We start from the raw sequence: 16,230 nt of genomic DNA on the forward strand, positions 1-16,230 counted from the left end.
ACAGGTGATCAGTGCTGACAATCTCTCGGCAGCTAACTTTCTTCGAAGCCCGACTGATCGAACTTCAGCGTTTTGGCGTTTTCGGATACAGTACGGATTTTGCTTTCTTCGAAGCCGACGGCGGCGGTTGCCTCGATCTCGATCTTCACCACCAGGTCGGTGCCCTCATCGCGGAGGTGCGCGATGACCTCCTCGGCGATGTTTTTGAAGTCCAGAGCTATCTTGTCCGGGCTAAGTGTCTTCACGCCGTAGAAACGAGTCTTCGCCGGTGGAAAGGCGATGTCGGGTCGGGGGGTTGGTATCGGGCCAGGCTCGTGTTCCTTCGGAGCTTCGGGGGCTGGCGCTTCGGCCTCCCGCTGCTTCACGGCGATCTCCGGATGCACGATGAGGAGAGAGTCGGTCGCGGGCGGAGCGGCACCCTTGTCGTCCGGCGTCCACAGGCTGATGTAGCGCCCCGCCGCCTCGTCGAAACACGTTGCCAGCGCGAAGGCGTCAGTCTGCCAGAGCATCGGCATATCCACTATGCCCTCGTCGAGCACGCGTCGGTCGCGCAATCGGGGCATGTAGGGGTACTGGCAGTACAGAGCCCATAGCGACCCGAGAGATACGTGCCCGTCTTTCCAAATCTGGGGCACCTTGTTGATGGCCAGCCGGATGGTCGCTGCAGCCTGGCGCGTCGAAAGATCACCGTCACTGCCGAGGCGACGTGAGACGCGTTCGGCGAGCGACTCGGACTGACCCTCGATTTTGGTTTCTCGGATCACGAACGGCGCCCCCGGATCGGGTTGGGCGGGAACTAGCGCCCAAGTGAATGTTTGCAACAACCGCGACGTGACGGTCTGGTCGGCTTGTCCCCGCCGTTGGGTGGCCTGGTTCTTCTGGTTGGTGGTGAGGTCGAGGTCGGCCTCATTGATCAGAACGTGGTTCCACCCCAGGTAATCCCGCGCCGCGGATTCGAGTTCTTCGAGTCGCGCTTCATCGGCTGCGAGATAGACCACCATGTTGCGATTGGTACGGTTGGCGCTGCCGCGGTGCTCGGTAGCATTCTTTGCGAAGTCCTTTGCCGCTGACTCGGTTCCCCGCTTGTGCGCCACTTTCGGATGAAGGATCACCAGGCGGGCCTCGTCGGTGTCTGGGATGTCGGCGTTGGTCTCCGGGCAGACGTGCACTCCGGCAAAATCGCCGCGAGTACGCGCCTGGCTTTGCAATCGGCGAACGATTTCGGCCCACACGTCTTCCTTGTGCAGCCGCTCGGCCTGGTCTTTGGCGGTGCGGGTGATGTTGGCCTGCAAGTCATACCAGTACTTGCCCGAGCCGGAGTAGAAGTAGGTGGCGCGGTCACCGAGCTGGGTCAGCGCCGAGTGGAAGTTGCCGGGCACATCACCGGGAATCGCGGTGCCCAGGAAGACTCGCTGGGTCTCCAAACCCTTGTGCGCCGAGCCGATTGTCGGAGCCGCCCCGAAAAACACAGTACGGGCAAGGCGTTTGGTCAGTGATCGCTGGCCGAACAAGGGCTTTTCCTTGTCGATTCGTGCGGGTTCAGAGTTGGGCCCATCGACGTCAGCGTCGATGATCGCCTTCCATGAATCTTGCAAGTACTGAGTCAGTTCGGCGTTGACGTTCGCAGTCGCCAGCGGGATGGAGCCGGGCATGATCAACGGTGAGGCATCCTCCCCGGCCCACAGGGCATGAATGACCGTACTCATTAGCCGCAGCACTCCACGGGTGCGTTGGAAGCGTTCCAGGGATGACCATTCCTCGTAGAGCCGGTCGAACAGCTCGGGGTGGATCGGGTAGGTGCGCTTGATCCGCTCTTCGTAGGCGGGATCCCTGGATTCCCGCGGAAAGTCGTCCGTGTATTTGCGGTACATCTCGACGTAGGTCCGCGCGGTGGCGCCGATCGACGCCAAGGCGGCAGCGTCGGGCTGCTTGAACAGTCGTTGCTTGACAATCTGGTAGGCCTCGGCGGATGACGCCGGACGCCACTGGTCGGCAACACGCCGAACGACGTTCTGCAGCCGCTTGAGCGCCTCCAGGCCGTGAGCACCGCCAACCTCCTCGGCGTTGCCTGCGGCGATCTTGTCGGTGCTGTCGCCGCTCTCCGATGCCGGTATCGAAATCACCAGCAGCACACCGGAAGTGCCCTTGGCTGCCTCGGTCAATGTTTGGGCGAAGGTAAATTGGTCGTCGAACGTCCCGCCGGCCAGATCGTCGCGCCCGACCAACGAGCGGGCGTAGGCGACCCACTCGTCAATCAGGATGACAGCGGGGGCATACCTGGCCAGTAGCTCATGTAGCACATCCCCGGGGTGAGTGCGGTTGGTATCGGCGTTGGCGACAAGCTCGTACGCTTCTGGTCCGCCGAGCTGCCATGCCAGCTCACCCCAGATGGTGTTGACCTTGGTGCCATCGTTCTTGGCCACACCGGACGGGCTGAAGTGGTTGCCGACGATCGCGACCCGATTCACCTTCGCGCCGGTGTACCCGTTGGTGCTCAGCAGGTCCTGGGTCTCTTGGGGGAAGTCGCCGACGGGGAGACCGCAGGCGACATGCCACAGCGCGAGCATTGAGTGGGTTTTGCCGCCCCCGAAGTTGGTTTGCAGGTTGATCACCGGCGGCGCGTTGTCGTCACGGGACAGTCGGCGCACCGCCCGACTAATCAGGTCGGTCAGACCCTCGGTGAGATAGGTTCGCCGGAAGAATTCGACCGGGTTGGCATAGCCGGAGTCTTGTTCGCCGCCGAAGGCAACCTTGTACAGGTCGGCGGCGAACTCGGAGGCGGCAAAGTTGCCGGTCGCGACGTCGTCGTGGGGCTGAAGGACCTCGCGCCACGGTTTGAGGCCCGCGGCCTCAGGATTGTCGACCGCTGCCTTGAGGAACTTCTTGTCGTCTTTGTCCGCGGTCACGCGGCGAAGGTTGAGCCGGATGTTGCGTACTTCGTCGGCCTCGGTGGTCGCGCTGATGAGTCTGAGCAGGCGCTCACCGGTGTCGAGGGCACGGTAGGCGTCGTCGTCGGTGAATGTACCGTTGTGCGCCAGCGTGTTTCGTACCTCACGCAACTCGATCGCGAACGACTCGCCCGCCCGACCTAGCGCTTGATTGAACGGGTACCACCCTTTTTGGAAGCCGCCGGTGATGTTGCTTTCAGTCAGCATCCTCAGCTGCACCTGCGGGTCGAGCGGGTCATAGGTCTTGTTGGCAGGGGCGCCGTTCTTGATATCCTTGCCGTGGACGAGCTTTGTCCACTCGGCGCCCAGTGCTGGATTCGCTTGGCCGACTACCGATGCGATGAAGTCGTCCAACGCTGGCGCCATCGCCTGGAACATCCGGTCGATGCGTTCACGGTTGCTCAGTGCCATGTCAGTCGTCCTCTTCATTGAAGTCGAATGAGCTTTGGGTGTTTAGGTGTTCATTCACATCGCTGCGGGTGATATCGAGGATTTCGGGCCAGCTCGTCACGAGGTTGTTGAAACTCAAAGCATCCTTAGTCCAGCCGTTTCCCTCCGCGATGCGGAAAAGCAAGTGAGCCAGCTCCTTTACGAGATCGGCATCGACAATGCTGTCGGCTCGCCTTAGCGCGGTACCCAAGAAGTCACCGGCTGCCGCAATGCCGTCTCGTTCGAGAACCTTGATCACATGGTGCAGGACTTCCCAGTTGCTGACGCGGGAGTCGGCGACGACATCGTAATCCCAACTCAAGTCAGCGGGCTTGATTAGTTGGACCTTCCCCCCACGAGAGGTGAGGATTCCGTCCCGGGCCATGCCGTCAACGCTCGTGTTGCGAGCGCGCGCCAGGTTGTCGGCATCGCCGAACTTGCCTATGCCATAGCCATGCTGGCGGTACCAAGCGATCGCGAATCGTGTAGTCGAGACGAAGTCGCCTTCCTGTTCGTTAAGCACATGATCAAGGATTTCGTTGATGCGGGCTAACGCAGACCGAATCGTCATCCTCGAGCCGTCAGCCTCCAGAACCGAGGTATAGCGCGAGAAAACTGCCATGCCAGGTCCAATCGCCGCCTGCGGCAGATCCACCGGCGCGACTGCACCAAGTTGGAGCTCCCGCAACCTTCCGGGAAGCTCCTCCTGCACGGCCGCAATGAATTCCCGGCGATCGATGACGGGCGCACCACTTGGCCGTGGCCTTAGAGCGAGAACGATCGACGAGGCAAGTGCATTCTGATCTTTCGCCATCAAACGACCACTGCCTTCGGTCCGCATAGGCCAAGTAGCCGTGATCATCCAACCAGAATGGATCATGCTCTCGAGGATCGTTTCCCAGCCAGCCGACTCCATGCCCTCCCCGGACGCTTCCGCCTGCTTCACGGCGTAGAAAACCGCAATTGGAAAGTCAGTTAAGGCATGGTGACGTGCCACCTGAAACACGCGTTTGAACCCTTCTTCAAAGAAATTGCGCGCCGCATCTTTACCGCCGTGTCTAAATGGGTTGGCTACGAGCTCGTCTGTCTTCGGAACTTGCATTGTTGCAAGCAATTTAGGCCATGTGGCGCGTAGAACGCGTCGCAGCCAGACGTAGAAAAAATCCGACACGTCTGCGTAGCCAATATTTATATAGTATGGCGGATCGGTCGATAGTAGCGGTCCACCTTTGAATGCGGATACGGCGTTCGCTTGAATCACTTGCGGTACTGGCCCAGCTGTAAGCGTTGAGATCACCTTTGCGGCCTTGTCGATCACGGTAAGCCACGAACCGCCGCTTGTACCGAGTGGATTCGACTCGGCGTAGTCCCAGCGAAGTGATATACCTTGTTGAGCAAATACCTCGCGAAATGCGCCTCTATCACTCATCCAACTCGTGATCGAAGACGTCACGTTCGTACACTTGCTGACCGCCATTCCAAGGTAGGTCATGACCGCGTCGGCATATGCCGCAGCGCCAGTCCCGCCAATCTCAATACGGTCCCCCATGGGCAGACCTGCCGCGATTGCATCGCGGAGCACAACCTCGCGGGCTTCAACTACGACATCGCTCAACGTGCATAGAACCGTCAGCTGCCGAGGTGTGAACAAATCCGAAAATTTTGTCATGCCATACCGGTACACATTGATGCAGCCGGGCCAGTCGAACACCTCTCCCTCAGGCACTTCAGATGGTACGGCGACGTTTGCGCACGCCTCGTCTTCGGGCGAAGGCGGTAGGTATATGCGTTGATGAGGACCTTGCGCTACCAACGCCATTAAGTCCGAACCCAACCGCCCAAGGCGGCCTTCGGCCTTGATGTACTTCAGCGGCACGGCAGCTCCACAGGAGATGCACCTCGCCCCGGTTCGACCTACCGTACCGTCTTGATCGGCAGTCGGCGCCGCCTTCGGATCATTTTCGACGCTATACCTTACGGCGCCCGCAGCCACAGTTGGAACGACGTAGGCTTCCTTCCCTTTCTTCTTGGCAAGCCACCAGGATCGCACCAATGGCATACGTATACCGCATGGGGGATTCGGACACCTCACAGTCCGGGCCCAAATCCATGCGACCACTGGCGCCTTCGAGCCGTCCGGAAGTATTGCCTGAGGATAGAGGTGCCCAACCTGGCGTTCGGCCTCGTCGCGGACCCATTGACCGTATGCGCGCACGTCTGCAGCGAGGCCTTCTGCGCCTTTCCATGAACGGATCTCGGACTCGGCGAGGCCTGGGAACACCGGCGGCTGGTCGCGGAACTTGGGCGGGATCTCGATGAGCGCCTTGTTAATCAGGACAGCGACTGGGTTCAAATCCGATGCGTGGGCCTTCAATCCGAGACGCTGAGCCTCCAGGGGAATGGTGCCCCCGCCCGCGAACGGGTCGAGGATCGGCGGTGGGTTTCCGTCACAGGACTTAACAATCTCCGCGTGGGCTTCGGCGAGCAGTTTCTCGTCGCGCGTGTTCTCCCACACGACAAGTCGCTCGATGAGCGAGTGCAACCGTTCACGTTCCTTGCGTTGCAGCCCCTCTGTGGGGAACTCCTCCGGGTGAGCGGATGGGTCGTCCACGAGTTGGGCGAAAAGCACCGCCCTGGCCGCCGCCAATGGCCGGCGCGCCCACCATAGGTGCAGTGTCGAGGGATGCCCGTGACGAATTGACTTCTCGCGGGCGGACTCTCGGTTGATCGCCTCCAGCGGCAGCGCCACCTCGATCAATTTGCGCTTATAGAGCTCAGTCATCAGAACGGCTCTCTTCCCTTGGCCCAGGTCTTGTCCCAGTCGCCCCGAATGCCGGTGGCTTCGAAGTCGCCGAGGTCGGTGGTGGCGAACGGGTCATCCAAGTAACGGACTTGATCGTGTTGCGGTCCACGTGGATCAACGTGTACCAGCGCTAGCCGGTAACGCGGAACGGCGTTCTTGCCGACCATGACTTCGTTGTGGGTGACGAAGAAGTCCTTGGCGCCGTCGAGGCGGGCTTTGACTTCGATGCGGTAGGTGTCGCCATTGGGCGCGGTGGACAGAACATCAAAACCCTTGTTAGCGAAGGGCTGTTCGACCGGTTTGCGACCGAGTTCACGCTCGCGGGCGAGCACTAGTTCGACACCGCGGCGCTCAACCTCTTTAGTCTCCGTGGCATGGATGGGTGCCGCCGACGGGACATCGGCTTCCAGCATGCTCAGCGGCAAAACCAGGGCCGCAGTCAAGATGTGTGGCGGTTTGGTGGACATCAGTGCCTGTTGGTCGAGCAGTTCCAGGCGTTTGCGCAGCCGCATGTCCAATTCGACCGCTTTGCGGTTGAGACTCTCCGAAGACTCCTTCGGCTTCTCGCCCGCCCGCTCCCTTTCGGCCGCGACCGCCGCATCCAGAAGCAGCCGGTCCCGTTCGCCTTCAAGCCGTTTGGTGACCAACTCACGCGTTTTCCCCAGCTCGGCCGAGCGTCGGGGCTGCACCTCGGCGAGATACTCGGGAAGCTGGTTGGCGATGATCCAACTGGTTGCTTTGTCCTCGCCCTCGGCCAGCCACGGCAGTTGACGCGCCGCGGCGACAACCGGCGTGTCCGGCGCGGCGACACAGTCCAGATACGGCGCCGGCCCAGCGGGCGTGACGGTGCCGAAGCTGTCGACGTAGGCGTAGCCGAAGCGCCGCGACACCGCCGCCCCAGTAGCGTCGGCGACCTCCTCGATCACCCCGACGAGCAGCTGCGGCTCCTCCAACGTCGAAGACACCAGCACGGTTCCGCTGTTGAGCCTGCCGCCGAGCGTTCGGACGGCCTCGTCCATCACCGCGTCGTGCAGTGGGTGCCCAGGCGCGAGCAGATCAGCACGCGTCAATTCTTCGGATTCAACGTAGGCGAGATCGAAGGTCACCCGGTCGTATCGGGTGGCGATCGGTCCGTGCTTGCTGGCGCGGATATGCGCGGGCACGTTGGCGATCTCGTAGCGGCCGCGTTCACGTTTGGCGATGCGACCGCCCAGCCGGGTGAACGCCGCTTTGAATGCCAGCTCGATGTAGTGCGGCTGTAGCCGGCGGGCGCGGGCCTCGTCCATCGCTGCTCGCAGGGTGGCCAGGTCGGCTTCGGCGAGGTGGTCGGTGGCCAGGGCTCGCTCCTCGAGCACTTCCTTGAGTCCCTCGGCCACGCGTTCGTTGATGACTTGATGCATCTTGGCCTTGACCTCGGGCAGTTCGCCATAGCGGATCGCTTCCATGAGCAGATCGCGCAGCGGTGTCTCGCTGAACGCCTGGCCGAGCACGTCGAAAACCTTGCCGCCGTAAGCTTTGCGCTGTTCCTCGATTTTTTCCAGGAGTCGGGCGAATACGTCGCCTTCGCGGGTGTTGGTGGCCACCACGTTCCATAGCCGGCACACCTCTTCTTGGCCGATGCGATGGATGCGGCCGAAGCGTTGCTCGATGCGGTTGGGGTTCCACGGCAGGTCGTAGTTGACCATCAGGTGTGCGGCCTGCAGGTTGAGGCCCTCGCCGGCGGCGTCGGTGGCGAGCAGGATCTGGCAGTCGCGGTTCTTGGTGAACTCCTCGGTGATCTGGCGGCGGTCGCGGCGGCGGACCCCGCCGTGAATCGCCTGCACGGCATCGGGTTTGCCCAGTAGTGAGCGGATCTTGCCGGTCAGGTAGTCGAGGGTGTCGCGGTGCTCGGTGAAGATGATGAGTTTGCGCGGCCATCCGTTCTTGTCGGTGGTCAGCGCGTGGTCCTGCAGGATCTTGCTCAGCTCGGTCCACTTGCGGTCGGTCCCCAGATCGCGGACCTGCTTGGCGACCTTGGTGAGTGCGGCAAGTTCGCGCAGCTCGGCGTCGAGTTCGTCGACAGTCTGGGCAGCTGTGGCCGCGTCGAGCAACTCTTCTTCGAGTTCCTCGACCTCTTCGGCGTTGTACTCGTCGGCATCGAGGCTCTCGAGATTGATGCTGGGTTCGTTCTCGACGTAGGTGCCGTTGAGGATCTCCTGCTTTTTGCGGGTCAGCCGCTCAGTGCGGCGCACCAGGCTCTTGTAGATGGCCTCCGGGCTGGATGCCAGGCGGCGCTGCAACACGGTCAGCGCGAACCCGACGGTGTTCTTGCGTTTGCCGCCGATCCGGTCGGCGCGGTTCATCCCTTCCCGCACGTAGGCGGTGACCTGCTCGTAGAGGTCGTATTCCAGGGCGGTCAGCTCGTAGGGCACTGTCTCGGCGATGCGCTCCGGAAACAGCCGCTTGCCGTCGAAGGTGAGCAGATCCTCTTTGACCATGCGGCGCATGATCCCGCTGGTGTCGGCGGTCTTGGTGTTCTTGCCCTCGAAGCGGTCGCGGTCCAGCAGAGTCAAGAACAGCTGGAAGTCCTCCTCCTTACCCGAGTGCGGTGTGGCCGTCATCAGCAGCAGATGGCGTGTGATCGAGCCGAGAAGCTCCCCGAGCTGAAAGCGCTTGGTCTTTTCCAGCTTGCCGCCGAAGTAGTGGGCGCCCATCCGGTGCGCTTCGTCGACGATCACCAGGTCCCATTCGGTGTCTTTGAGTTGAGCCTGCAGCTCCTCGCTGCGCGACAGTTGATCCATCCGGGCGATCAGCAGCGGGTTGGTGTCGAAAACGTTGAGGTTGACGTTGGCGTCGATGAGCTGATTGGTCAGCAGGTCAAAGCGCAGCCCGAACTTGAAGAACAGCTCGTCTTGCCACTGCTCGACCAGCCCGCCCGGGGCAACGACCAGGCACTGTTTGACGTCGTCGCGCAGGACCAGCTCCTTCATGTACAGGCCGGCCATGATGGTCTTGCCGGCGCCGGGGTCGTCTGCGAGCAGGAACCGCAGCGGTGTCCGGGGAAGCAGTTCGCCGTAGACCGCCCGGATCTGGTGCGGAAGTGGGCGGACGTCGCTGGTGGCGACCGCCAGCATCGGGTCGAACAACCCGGCCAGGGTGATGCGCTGGGCCTCGGCCACCAGCTTGAAGTCCGAAGCGTTCGCGTCGAAGGGGCGGCTGCCGGACTGCGCGATGCTGAGTTTGTCCTGGTCTCTTCGGAACACTACCTGCTGCCCCAGCGCGCCCGGAGTGGTCTTGTAGGTCAGCTCTAACGCTTCGGTCCCATGCCACTGCGCAGCAATGACCGTTACGACTTCAGCCGGGATGAGCCCGTCGATACGCAGCCCCGGCTTGAGTTCTTCCAGAAGCATTCTGACCCTCCCCCATCGATAGCCGCACCACGTTAGTCGATAACCCCGACAAATGGGGACGCTTGTGCCATTGTCGGGACGGGCCGCTAGTCTGCGGACCATTTTCCCGTGCGAAGTGAGGTCAATGAAGCGCGACGAACGGCAGCAGCTACGCGCCATGACTAAGGTGCTGTCCGGTTGGGTCATGCTGGCAAGCGCTGTCCGTGCCGAGCGAGCCGAAGTCACCAAAACAGCGGACGCCGCTGAAGCGGCCCTTCGCCACGCGGTCATCGAGATTCGCCACAGGGACAAGGTCGCGTGGCGGGTGATGCTGCTTCGGGCCAAGGACGCGGAGAGGCTACGCGACATCGCGCGCCACGCAAACCTCGCGCCCCTCTCAAAAGGCCTTGACCGGGCGCTTGCGCAGCTCACCGGGGACGTTGCCGCCGCGCTGCACGACGTAAAGGCCGTCACCACCGCCCAACGGTTCTTCAGCGGCAGCGGCAGGCGGGATCAGGGTCACCAAGCCGTCGAATTCCTTACCAAATATCGGGACTGGTTCTTCAGCAGCGGCATTCCCGAGCAACTTAGGCGCCTCCCCCGCCAGGACGACAAGGCGGTCGCAGGCCAAACCTCGGTCGCCGATGCACTGGCGGACCGAGTAGGTTTGGCTCGCCGGCTCGCCGACCTCGGCGGCTCCGCTGAGGTGATCCCCGCCAGTGTTTTCGCAGGACTAGGCCAAGCGATCGCAAAGCTTCAGGGAGCCGCCGCAGAAGAAGCCCGCTGCCGCGCCGCGGCGATCGACGCGGGCAATACGGTCCGCCGGGCAGAGACCGAACGTTTCCTTGCCGACATGGCGGTTGACCGCCTCAAGGAGGCGACCAGGGACAAGATCCGTATCGGGCCCTTGACTGACGCCGGGCTGTCCACGGTAAAAGCGGTGATGGAGTACAGATGGCTGGAGAACCTGCCGGGTATCGGCCCAACGCTCGCCACCCGTATCCGTGGCGCTGCGCAGACCCTGTGGCAAACAACCTATGATGAGATGCCCGCACGCATTGACATCAAGAACCGGACCACCGAGGCGACCGAGCTGTTGCGGCGCCTGCGGGTATGGGATGCAGTCCGCAAGAGCATCGGCGGTACAGCCGAGCTCGACCTCGCTCACGAGCTCAATGCACTTGCCAAATCGATCGATCGGCCGGTGACTCACGCGGTCGTATTTTGCGCGCCGTACTGGTCGGTTAAGGAACTCTGCAAGTCAATCGACACAGTTGTGGATCGCGCCCAACGGATCTCCGAGGAGCAGGGGCCGGCGATGGCGTGCGACCCGTGGGATGACTTTCTCGCTCGACCGGCTGATTACTTCGCTCTGCTTGCCGAGCTGGGTTTCATCACTGAGGACGCGGAAAAGGTTCATGGCGACCTCCCGGACGAAATCGTCCAGGCTGTTCGTGCTCTTGAACTCAAGACCGAGTACCTGTCGGCTTCGTTACGTGGCTATCAGAGCTTCGGTGCGCGCTTCGCGCTGGTGCAACGCAAAGTGATCATTGGCGACGAGATGGGCTTGGGGAAGACGGTGGAGGCGCTTGCAGTCGTTGCTCACGTGCGAGCGAAAGGACTCCACCACTTTCTAGTGATATGCCCAGCCGCTGTTGTCACCAACTGGGTTCGAGAGGTCTCATCCAAATCCACATTGCGCGCACATCGCCTCCACGGGGTGGATCGTGCGGCGTCTGCAAGGAGCTGGATGCGCAACGGCGGCGTTGCGATTACGACCTTCGAAACTCTTCCCTGGCTCCATCAAAACGCCACCGGCCTAGATGATTTGGCCTGCGTCGTAATCGATGAAGCACACTACATCAAGAATCCTGATGCAGTGCGTACGCGGAATTCGGTCTCGCTGGTGAACTCGTGCGAGCGCGCTGTACTACTCACTGGAACGCCCTTGGAGAATCGGATAGACGAATTCCGCAATCTGGTGAGCTATCTACGGCCAGAGCTTCTGGTCGACGCCAACGAGCTTGCTCCGAGGAAGTTTCGGCGCCAGGTGGCGCCAGCGTACCTGCGCCGCAATCAGGAAGATGTGTTAACCGAGTTACCTGACTTGGTTGAGGTCGACGAATGGCTTGCGCTGTCCGACGAGGATCGTGCTGCCTATCGTGACGCGGTGGCAGCAGGAAACTTCATGGCGATGCGCCAAGCGGCGATAATTCAGGGCAGCAAGTCGATAAAGATGCAGCGGCTCAACGAGATTGTTGAAGAGGCCGAGGACAACGGTCGACGGGTCGTCGTCTTCTCCTACTTCCGCAGTGTCCTAGACCATGTTGTTCGCGTATTGCCCGGTAAGGTGTTTGGTCCGTTGACGGGCTCTGTTCCTCCGATCAAGCGGCAGACGATGATTGACGATTTCTCTGCTGCCGGGCACGGTGCGGTGCTTGTCGCCCAAGTCGTCGCGGGCGGCGTCGGCTTAAACATCCAAGCAGCCTCCGTGGTCGTCATCTGCGAGCCACAGCTGAAGCCAACTATGGAATGGCAAGCTATCGCACGCGCGAGGCGCATGGGTCAGCTGGCATCGGTACAAGTCCATCGTCTCTTGTCCGAAGATGGCGTCGACCAGAGGATCCGTGAAATCCTGGCCCGCAAGAGCGAGTTGTTCGAGGAGTTCGCGCGCGTCAGCGAAACGGCGGAAAGTGCACCGGAAGCTTTCGACATTTCTGAGGCTGAGCTCGCCCGTGAAGTCATCGCTGCGGAGCGTGAGCGGCTGTTCGCCCGACCTGAGCCGACGGGCAATGGTGACCCGGGTGGCGCATCACCCAGGGAAGGTAGGCAGCACGCGATTCATGTTCAACCCCGGCCGGAGGGAAATGACCGAATACGGGAAAACAATCGAACTTGGCGATGAGTTGTTAGATCTTGTGCGGTCGGTGGTCGAACCTGGCGACGAGATACCGACAGTCAGCAACAAGCGTCCAAACCGCATCGTGTCGATCGACCGTTCAGGGCTTTCTGTTGAGACCTTGCGCTCGGACCGTCGGGGGACCGGCCCACAGATGGTTCCCGCATGGATGATTGTTGCCGCGTGGGAACATCTCCGCCGGGAGGGCGAGTTGACTCACAGTCAGCTGCTCAACGAGCTGAACGTGAAGCGCTCCGCCTTTGTATGTGCTTTGCTGGCACAGTTCCCTGATGTCGTCATCCGCTCGAGCCGCCCGATTGTCCTCGAGTTGATTCGCGCTGAACCGTCTTAGCACAAATATGGATCACGTCCATGACGGTGGGAAGCTGATATCGAGCCGCTCGCTCTGCTTGTAACCTGTCCATGTCGGGACGCCGGCGGGCTGCGCGCGGTAGATGCCTCGCGCGGCGGCCACGACACGGTCGCGCTGCGTCGGCCACTGAATCTCGGCCGCGATCTGCTCCAGCACCTCTCGGTCCCGGTCGAGCACCCGGTCGACGATCGACACCGCCGGCAGCGCGCCACTCTTGTCACCATTGCAACGGGCGCACGCGAGCACCAGATTGGCCAAGCCGTCGATACCGACTAGCGACCACGGGAGCACATGGTCGACCGGATTGTTCACCGGCAGATGCGCGCCGCAGTAAAAGCAGTGCGGCCCGTACGCCTCCTTGAACGGCCCGCGGACTGCTGCCAGATCGGTGCGTTCACGACCGAACAGATGGCCCGCGACGTCGGGCACCTCAGCGTAAAGAAACTTGTTCATCCGTCGCACATCGTCGACCCACATGATCTCCAGCGCCGCCTTGAGCAGCCCAGCGAGCCGGGCAAGACCATGCGCAACACCGGGTTTGAGTTCGATCGCGTCGCCATGGGCGCGCAGCGTCGACCGCGAGACGTGGTCGTGGAGGAATGAGTCGTCGTACAGAAAGGAATCACTCGTCGAAGAGCCGGGAAGTTTCTGCAGCCGATGCAGCGGCTGCTGCGCAAGGCACAGGGTGATCTCTTCGATGGCGCTTCGGTATGCGGCGGGCGCCCGTAGCCTGGCGATGTCCACCGACAGAGCGGTGCCTCTAACCCCGGCTGCCTCACGTAACGCATTGGTGGCGATGAGGATCCGTGCACGCGGCTGCGTGGATTGGCGCAATTCATGGCCGTCGAATGGGCGCACTTGCGGCCAGTAGATCTCCAGCACGCGATGCGCTAGATCGGGAATCGGCACCGGCAGAACATCGGCGGGCCGCTCGGGCATGTTCTCGACGCAGTGGTCGATCAACGCCATCAACGTGGCCAGCTTGTAGGTGGCCGTTCGCAGGCCGGTCTCCAGGATGGCGACTACCCGCTGCCCGAGCAGAAGCGGGTCGGCCGTGTCACCGTCCACGGCGCAACGTCGATGTCGGAGCGGCGAGATACAACTGCACCACAGCATTATTGCGAGGAAGAGTGACAAAGTGGGCAAGCTCGTTCGTGACAAAGTGCCCGACCTTATCCGGGCCTCTGGGCGCACACCTCATGTGAAGACCCTGCGCCCGGGCCAGTACCGAGAAGCGCTGCACGACAAGTTGCGTGAAGAGGTTGACGAGCTCTTCGCCGCGTCGACCCCTGAGGCCGTCATCGATGAGGCCGCCGACATCGTCGAAGTCCTCACCGCGATTGCCGGTGACCAGGGCGCCAGCTTCGGCAGCATTCTCGATGCGGCGCAACGCAAACGCAGCGAACGAGGAGGATTCGGCAAGCGTCTCTGGCTGGAGAGCATCCAGCCGTAGCTGCACGACTAGCCACAGAGCCTTGTCCTAATGTCATTCTGCTCAGCAACGCCATCCATCTGCGCGGCAGTGCACCGATCTCGGACCTGCGCGGTGAGGTGGCGATGGCGGTAGCCCGCGGCCCTGCCTCTTTACCGCGGTGGCGGCTAGGCGGTCAAGACTTGGCAGCTGTCCGTAGCTGTTGGGTGATTCGCTTCAGCAGCCGGTCATCGACAGACATATGCAGCACGACAGGATCGGCTTCGATGGTGCCCCGTCCGTAGCGCATCAGCTCCGGCATCTCACCGATGCGTTCGACGAAGTCGTCGATGAACGTGCAGTAGGAGTCGAGCGGTATGTTCACCAGCTCGCCCACGTCGCGCATCAGCTCCGTGTACTGCGACGGCACCGCGAAATCGCGGCAGTGCTCGGCTAACTCGAGGAAGCGGTCGTGATAATCCATCAGCCGGTTGGCCACCTGCACGATGCCGTCGGCGTCAGCGGTGCTTTCATCGGTGCGACTTCCGAACACCTCCATGAATGCGGGCGTGAGCATGAACGCTTCGACCTGGCCAACCAACTGGACCATTTCTTCCATGCACTCGGTAACGAACCGCCCGACCTCCAAGCCGCTGTATGCGCGAAGACGTGTCGAAGGGGAATAGCCGAGCCGACAATCGCGCAGCCGCGACTGCACTGCCGCGCGCCGCAGCACCAGCACCGAGGCGAACGCCGCCCAGCGCCATCCCGGCGTCTTGTCGGCGAGCAGCTTGGCCAATCCGTCTTTGGTGTCGGCGACGGCGGCGATCTTGATTTCCGAGTCGTCCGCGTCGGGGGTCAGTGGCGGCGGCTCGGGTGCGATCGAGCGCATCAGCTCGGCGCCCGCGACGCCGTAGGTACCTCGGCTGTCCCCGCGCCGAGCCCATTGGTTTTGGCGGTCTGCGCGGTACGCGATTTCCTCTGCCTCGCGGGCGGCACCAGCCCGGCGCTCACGCACTTGCGGACAACGGCGCGGGCCGCGAAGAACAGCCCGGCCACCGCGGCCGCCGCGATCAACGACCAGAAGAACTTCACGATCAGCCCGATGATCAGGAGCACGGCGAAGAAGACTGCGACACCCGGTGCGGTGCTGCGATGACGCGAGGAGCGCTTCATGACCGAAATGTAGCCGCGGTGACTGACATCGTGCGGCGTGCTCGCAAGCTCGGGGCGCACTCTGACCATGCTCGGGGAAGTGTTACACCGATCAGGTGGGTGTTACACTATGACGATGCCGACCCAGCGCCGGCGCCACGCCATCACCGAGACCGACGAGATCAGGAACGCACTGGAGATCGCCCGCCGCACCTGGCCCGACCTTGCCCACAAGCCGGGCGCGCTACTGCGCCAACTCATCTTGGTTGGTCGGAATACCCTCGCCCACAACGATGCTGCAGGCACTCGCGCACGCCGCCGAGCGGTCGAAAATACCAGTGGCGCGCTGGCCGGCGTCTTCGGAAGTGCCTATCTCAGGGAGCTGCGTGAGGACTGGCCCGAGTGATCATTCTCGATGCCAGCATTTTGATCGGTCATTTCGAGCCAGCCGACGCCCACCACGCCGAAGCCACCGCACTGCTCGCGGCGCACGCGGCAGAGTCGTTCGCCGCCAGCGTGATCACCCTCGCGGAGGTCTACGTCGGTGCCGCCCGGGCCGCACAAGCCGACCGGCTTCACCAGCTGCTGGCGCGGTTGCAGATCGAGAGCCTGGAACTTCCGGCCAGCGCTGCTCGCCGTCTCGGTGAGTTGCGCGCTACAACCAGTTTGAAGATGCCGGACTGCTGCGTGCTTTACAGCGCGGAACAGTACAACGCCGCGATCGCCACCTTCGACGACAAACTCGCCGCTCGAGCAGCCGAGCTCGGATTGCCCGTTGCGACGGGCCAGCCGTAGCCGGGCCTCGCCGGCCGGTGTCGGTGTGCTCATCCAACGATGGAGCTGA

11 protein-coding genes are annotated in these 16,230 nt (G+C 62.2%); 5 read left to right on the forward strand and 6 right to left on the reverse strand.

All coding sequences use genetic code 11. The features are described from left to right. Positions 1-32 precede the first annotated feature (32 nt). Genes G6N15_RS12020 through G6N15_RS12030 form a run of 3 tightly spaced genes read right to left on the reverse strand, consistent with a single transcriptional unit; the run spans position 33 to position 9,569 of the window. Positions 33-3,359 carry a DUF499 domain-containing protein gene (locus G6N15_RS12020; RefSeq protein WP_083088684.1) on the reverse strand — a complete coding sequence of 1,109 codons (3,327 nt, stop codon included), beginning with the start codon at positions 3,357-3,359 and terminating at the stop codon, positions 33-35. Between the two features lies 1 nt (position 3,360). Next, complete coding sequence (locus G6N15_RS12025) at positions 3,361-6,159, reverse strand: DUF1156 domain-containing protein (protein WP_083088685.1); 2,799 nt, start codon at positions 6,157-6,159, stop codon at positions 3,361-3,363. Beyond that, entirely contained in the window at positions 6,159-9,569 is a 3,411-nt protein-coding gene (locus G6N15_RS12030; RefSeq protein ID WP_083088686.1) for a helicase-related protein, read from the reverse strand. The genes G6N15_RS12025 and G6N15_RS12030 overlap by 1 nt, the downstream gene beginning before the upstream one ends. Before the next feature lie 124 nt (positions 9,570-9,693). Here G6N15_RS12030 and G6N15_RS12035 point away from each other — a divergent pair, with 124 nt between their 5' ends. Together G6N15_RS12035 and G6N15_RS12040 are read left to right on the forward strand one after the other, a co-directional pair. Beyond that, positions 9,694-12,453, forward strand: coding sequence for a DEAD/DEAH box helicase (locus G6N15_RS12035; protein WP_083088687.1), 2,760 nt, complete (start codon positions 9,694-9,696; stop codon positions 12,451-12,453). Then, a complete protein-coding gene (locus G6N15_RS12040; protein ID WP_083088688.1) occupies positions 12,416-12,799 on the forward strand; it encodes a hypothetical protein in 384 nt (127 codons plus the stop codon). The genes G6N15_RS12035 and G6N15_RS12040 overlap by 38 nt, the downstream gene beginning before the upstream one ends. 12 nt (positions 12,800-12,811) lie before the next feature. On the opposite strand, the gene G6N15_RS12045 is transcribed toward G6N15_RS12040, so the two are convergent. Further along, positions 12,812-13,888, reverse strand: coding sequence for an HNH endonuclease (locus G6N15_RS12045; protein ID WP_232070211.1), 1,077 nt, complete (start codon positions 13,886-13,888; stop codon positions 12,812-12,814). Between the two features lie 70 nt (positions 13,889-13,958). Here G6N15_RS12045 and G6N15_RS12050 point away from each other — a divergent pair, with 70 nt between their 5' ends. Then, a complete protein-coding gene (locus G6N15_RS12050; protein WP_083088690.1) occupies positions 13,959-14,273 on the forward strand; it encodes a nucleoside triphosphate pyrophosphohydrolase in 315 nt (104 codons plus the stop codon). Positions 14,274-14,427: 154 nt separating this feature from the next. Here G6N15_RS12050 and G6N15_RS12055 read toward each other — a convergent pair whose 3' ends face one another. Both G6N15_RS12055 and G6N15_RS23230 read right to left on the reverse strand, forming a co-directional pair. Beyond that, a complete protein-coding gene (locus G6N15_RS12055) occupies positions 14,428-15,123 on the reverse strand; it encodes a hypothetical protein (protein WP_232070212.1) in 696 nt (231 codons plus the stop codon). Then, a complete protein-coding gene (locus G6N15_RS23230; RefSeq protein WP_232070213.1) occupies positions 15,123-15,407 on the reverse strand; it encodes a hypothetical protein in 285 nt (94 codons plus the stop codon). Before G6N15_RS23230 ends, G6N15_RS12055 begins: the two co-directional genes overlap by 1 nt. 115 nt (positions 15,408-15,522) lie before the next feature. Here G6N15_RS23230 and G6N15_RS12060 point away from each other — a divergent pair, with 115 nt between their 5' ends. Continuing rightward, complete coding sequence (locus G6N15_RS12060; RefSeq protein WP_083088700.1) at positions 15,523-15,792, forward strand: hypothetical protein; 270 nt, start codon at positions 15,523-15,525, stop codon at positions 15,790-15,792. Further along, positions 15,789-16,181 (forward strand): type II toxin-antitoxin system VapC family toxin, encoded by a 393-nt coding sequence (locus tag G6N15_RS12065; RefSeq protein ID WP_083088691.1) that lies wholly within the window; start codon positions 15,789-15,791, stop codon positions 16,179-16,181. The genes G6N15_RS12060 and G6N15_RS12065 overlap by 4 nt, the downstream gene beginning before the upstream one ends. Positions 16,182-16,230: the final 49 nt, after the last annotated feature.

Source organism: Mycobacterium noviomagense, from assembly GCF_010731635.1.
Lineage (GTDB): Bacteria > Actinomycetota > Actinomycetes > Mycobacteriales > Mycobacteriaceae > Mycobacterium > Mycobacterium noviomagense.

What these genes read in the sequence shown, in the direction of transcription:
- G6N15_RS12020 (WP_083088684.1), bottom strand. Translation starts at nt 3,359, where the DNA reads ATGGCACTGAGCAACCGTGAACGCATCGACCGGATGTTCCAGGCGATG.
- G6N15_RS12035 (WP_083088687.1), top strand. Translation starts at nt 9,694, where the DNA reads ATGAAGCGCGACGAACGGCAGCAGCTACGCGCCATGACTAAGGTGCTG.
- G6N15_RS12060 (WP_083088700.1), top strand. Translation starts at nt 15,523, where the DNA reads ATGCCGACCCAGCGCCGGCGCCACGCCATCACCGAGACCGACGAGATC.
- G6N15_RS12025 (WP_083088685.1), bottom strand. Translation starts at nt 6,159, where the DNA reads ATGACTGAGCTCTATAAGCGCAAATTGATCGAGGTGGCGCTGCCGCTG.
- G6N15_RS23230 (WP_232070213.1), bottom strand. Translation starts at nt 15,407, where the DNA reads ATGAAGCGCTCCTCGCGTCATCGCAGCACCGCACCGGGTGTCGCAGTC.
- G6N15_RS12040 (WP_083088688.1), top strand. Translation starts at nt 12,416, where the DNA reads ATGACCGAATACGGGAAAACAATCGAACTTGGCGATGAGTTGTTAGAT.
- G6N15_RS12030 (WP_083088686.1), bottom strand. Translation starts at nt 9,569, where the DNA reads ATGCTTCTGGAAGAACTCAAGCCGGGGCTGCGTATCGACGGGCTCATC.
- G6N15_RS12055 (WP_232070212.1), bottom strand. Translation starts at nt 15,123, where the DNA reads ATGCGCTCGATCGCACCCGAGCCGCCGCCACTGACCCCCGACGCGGAC.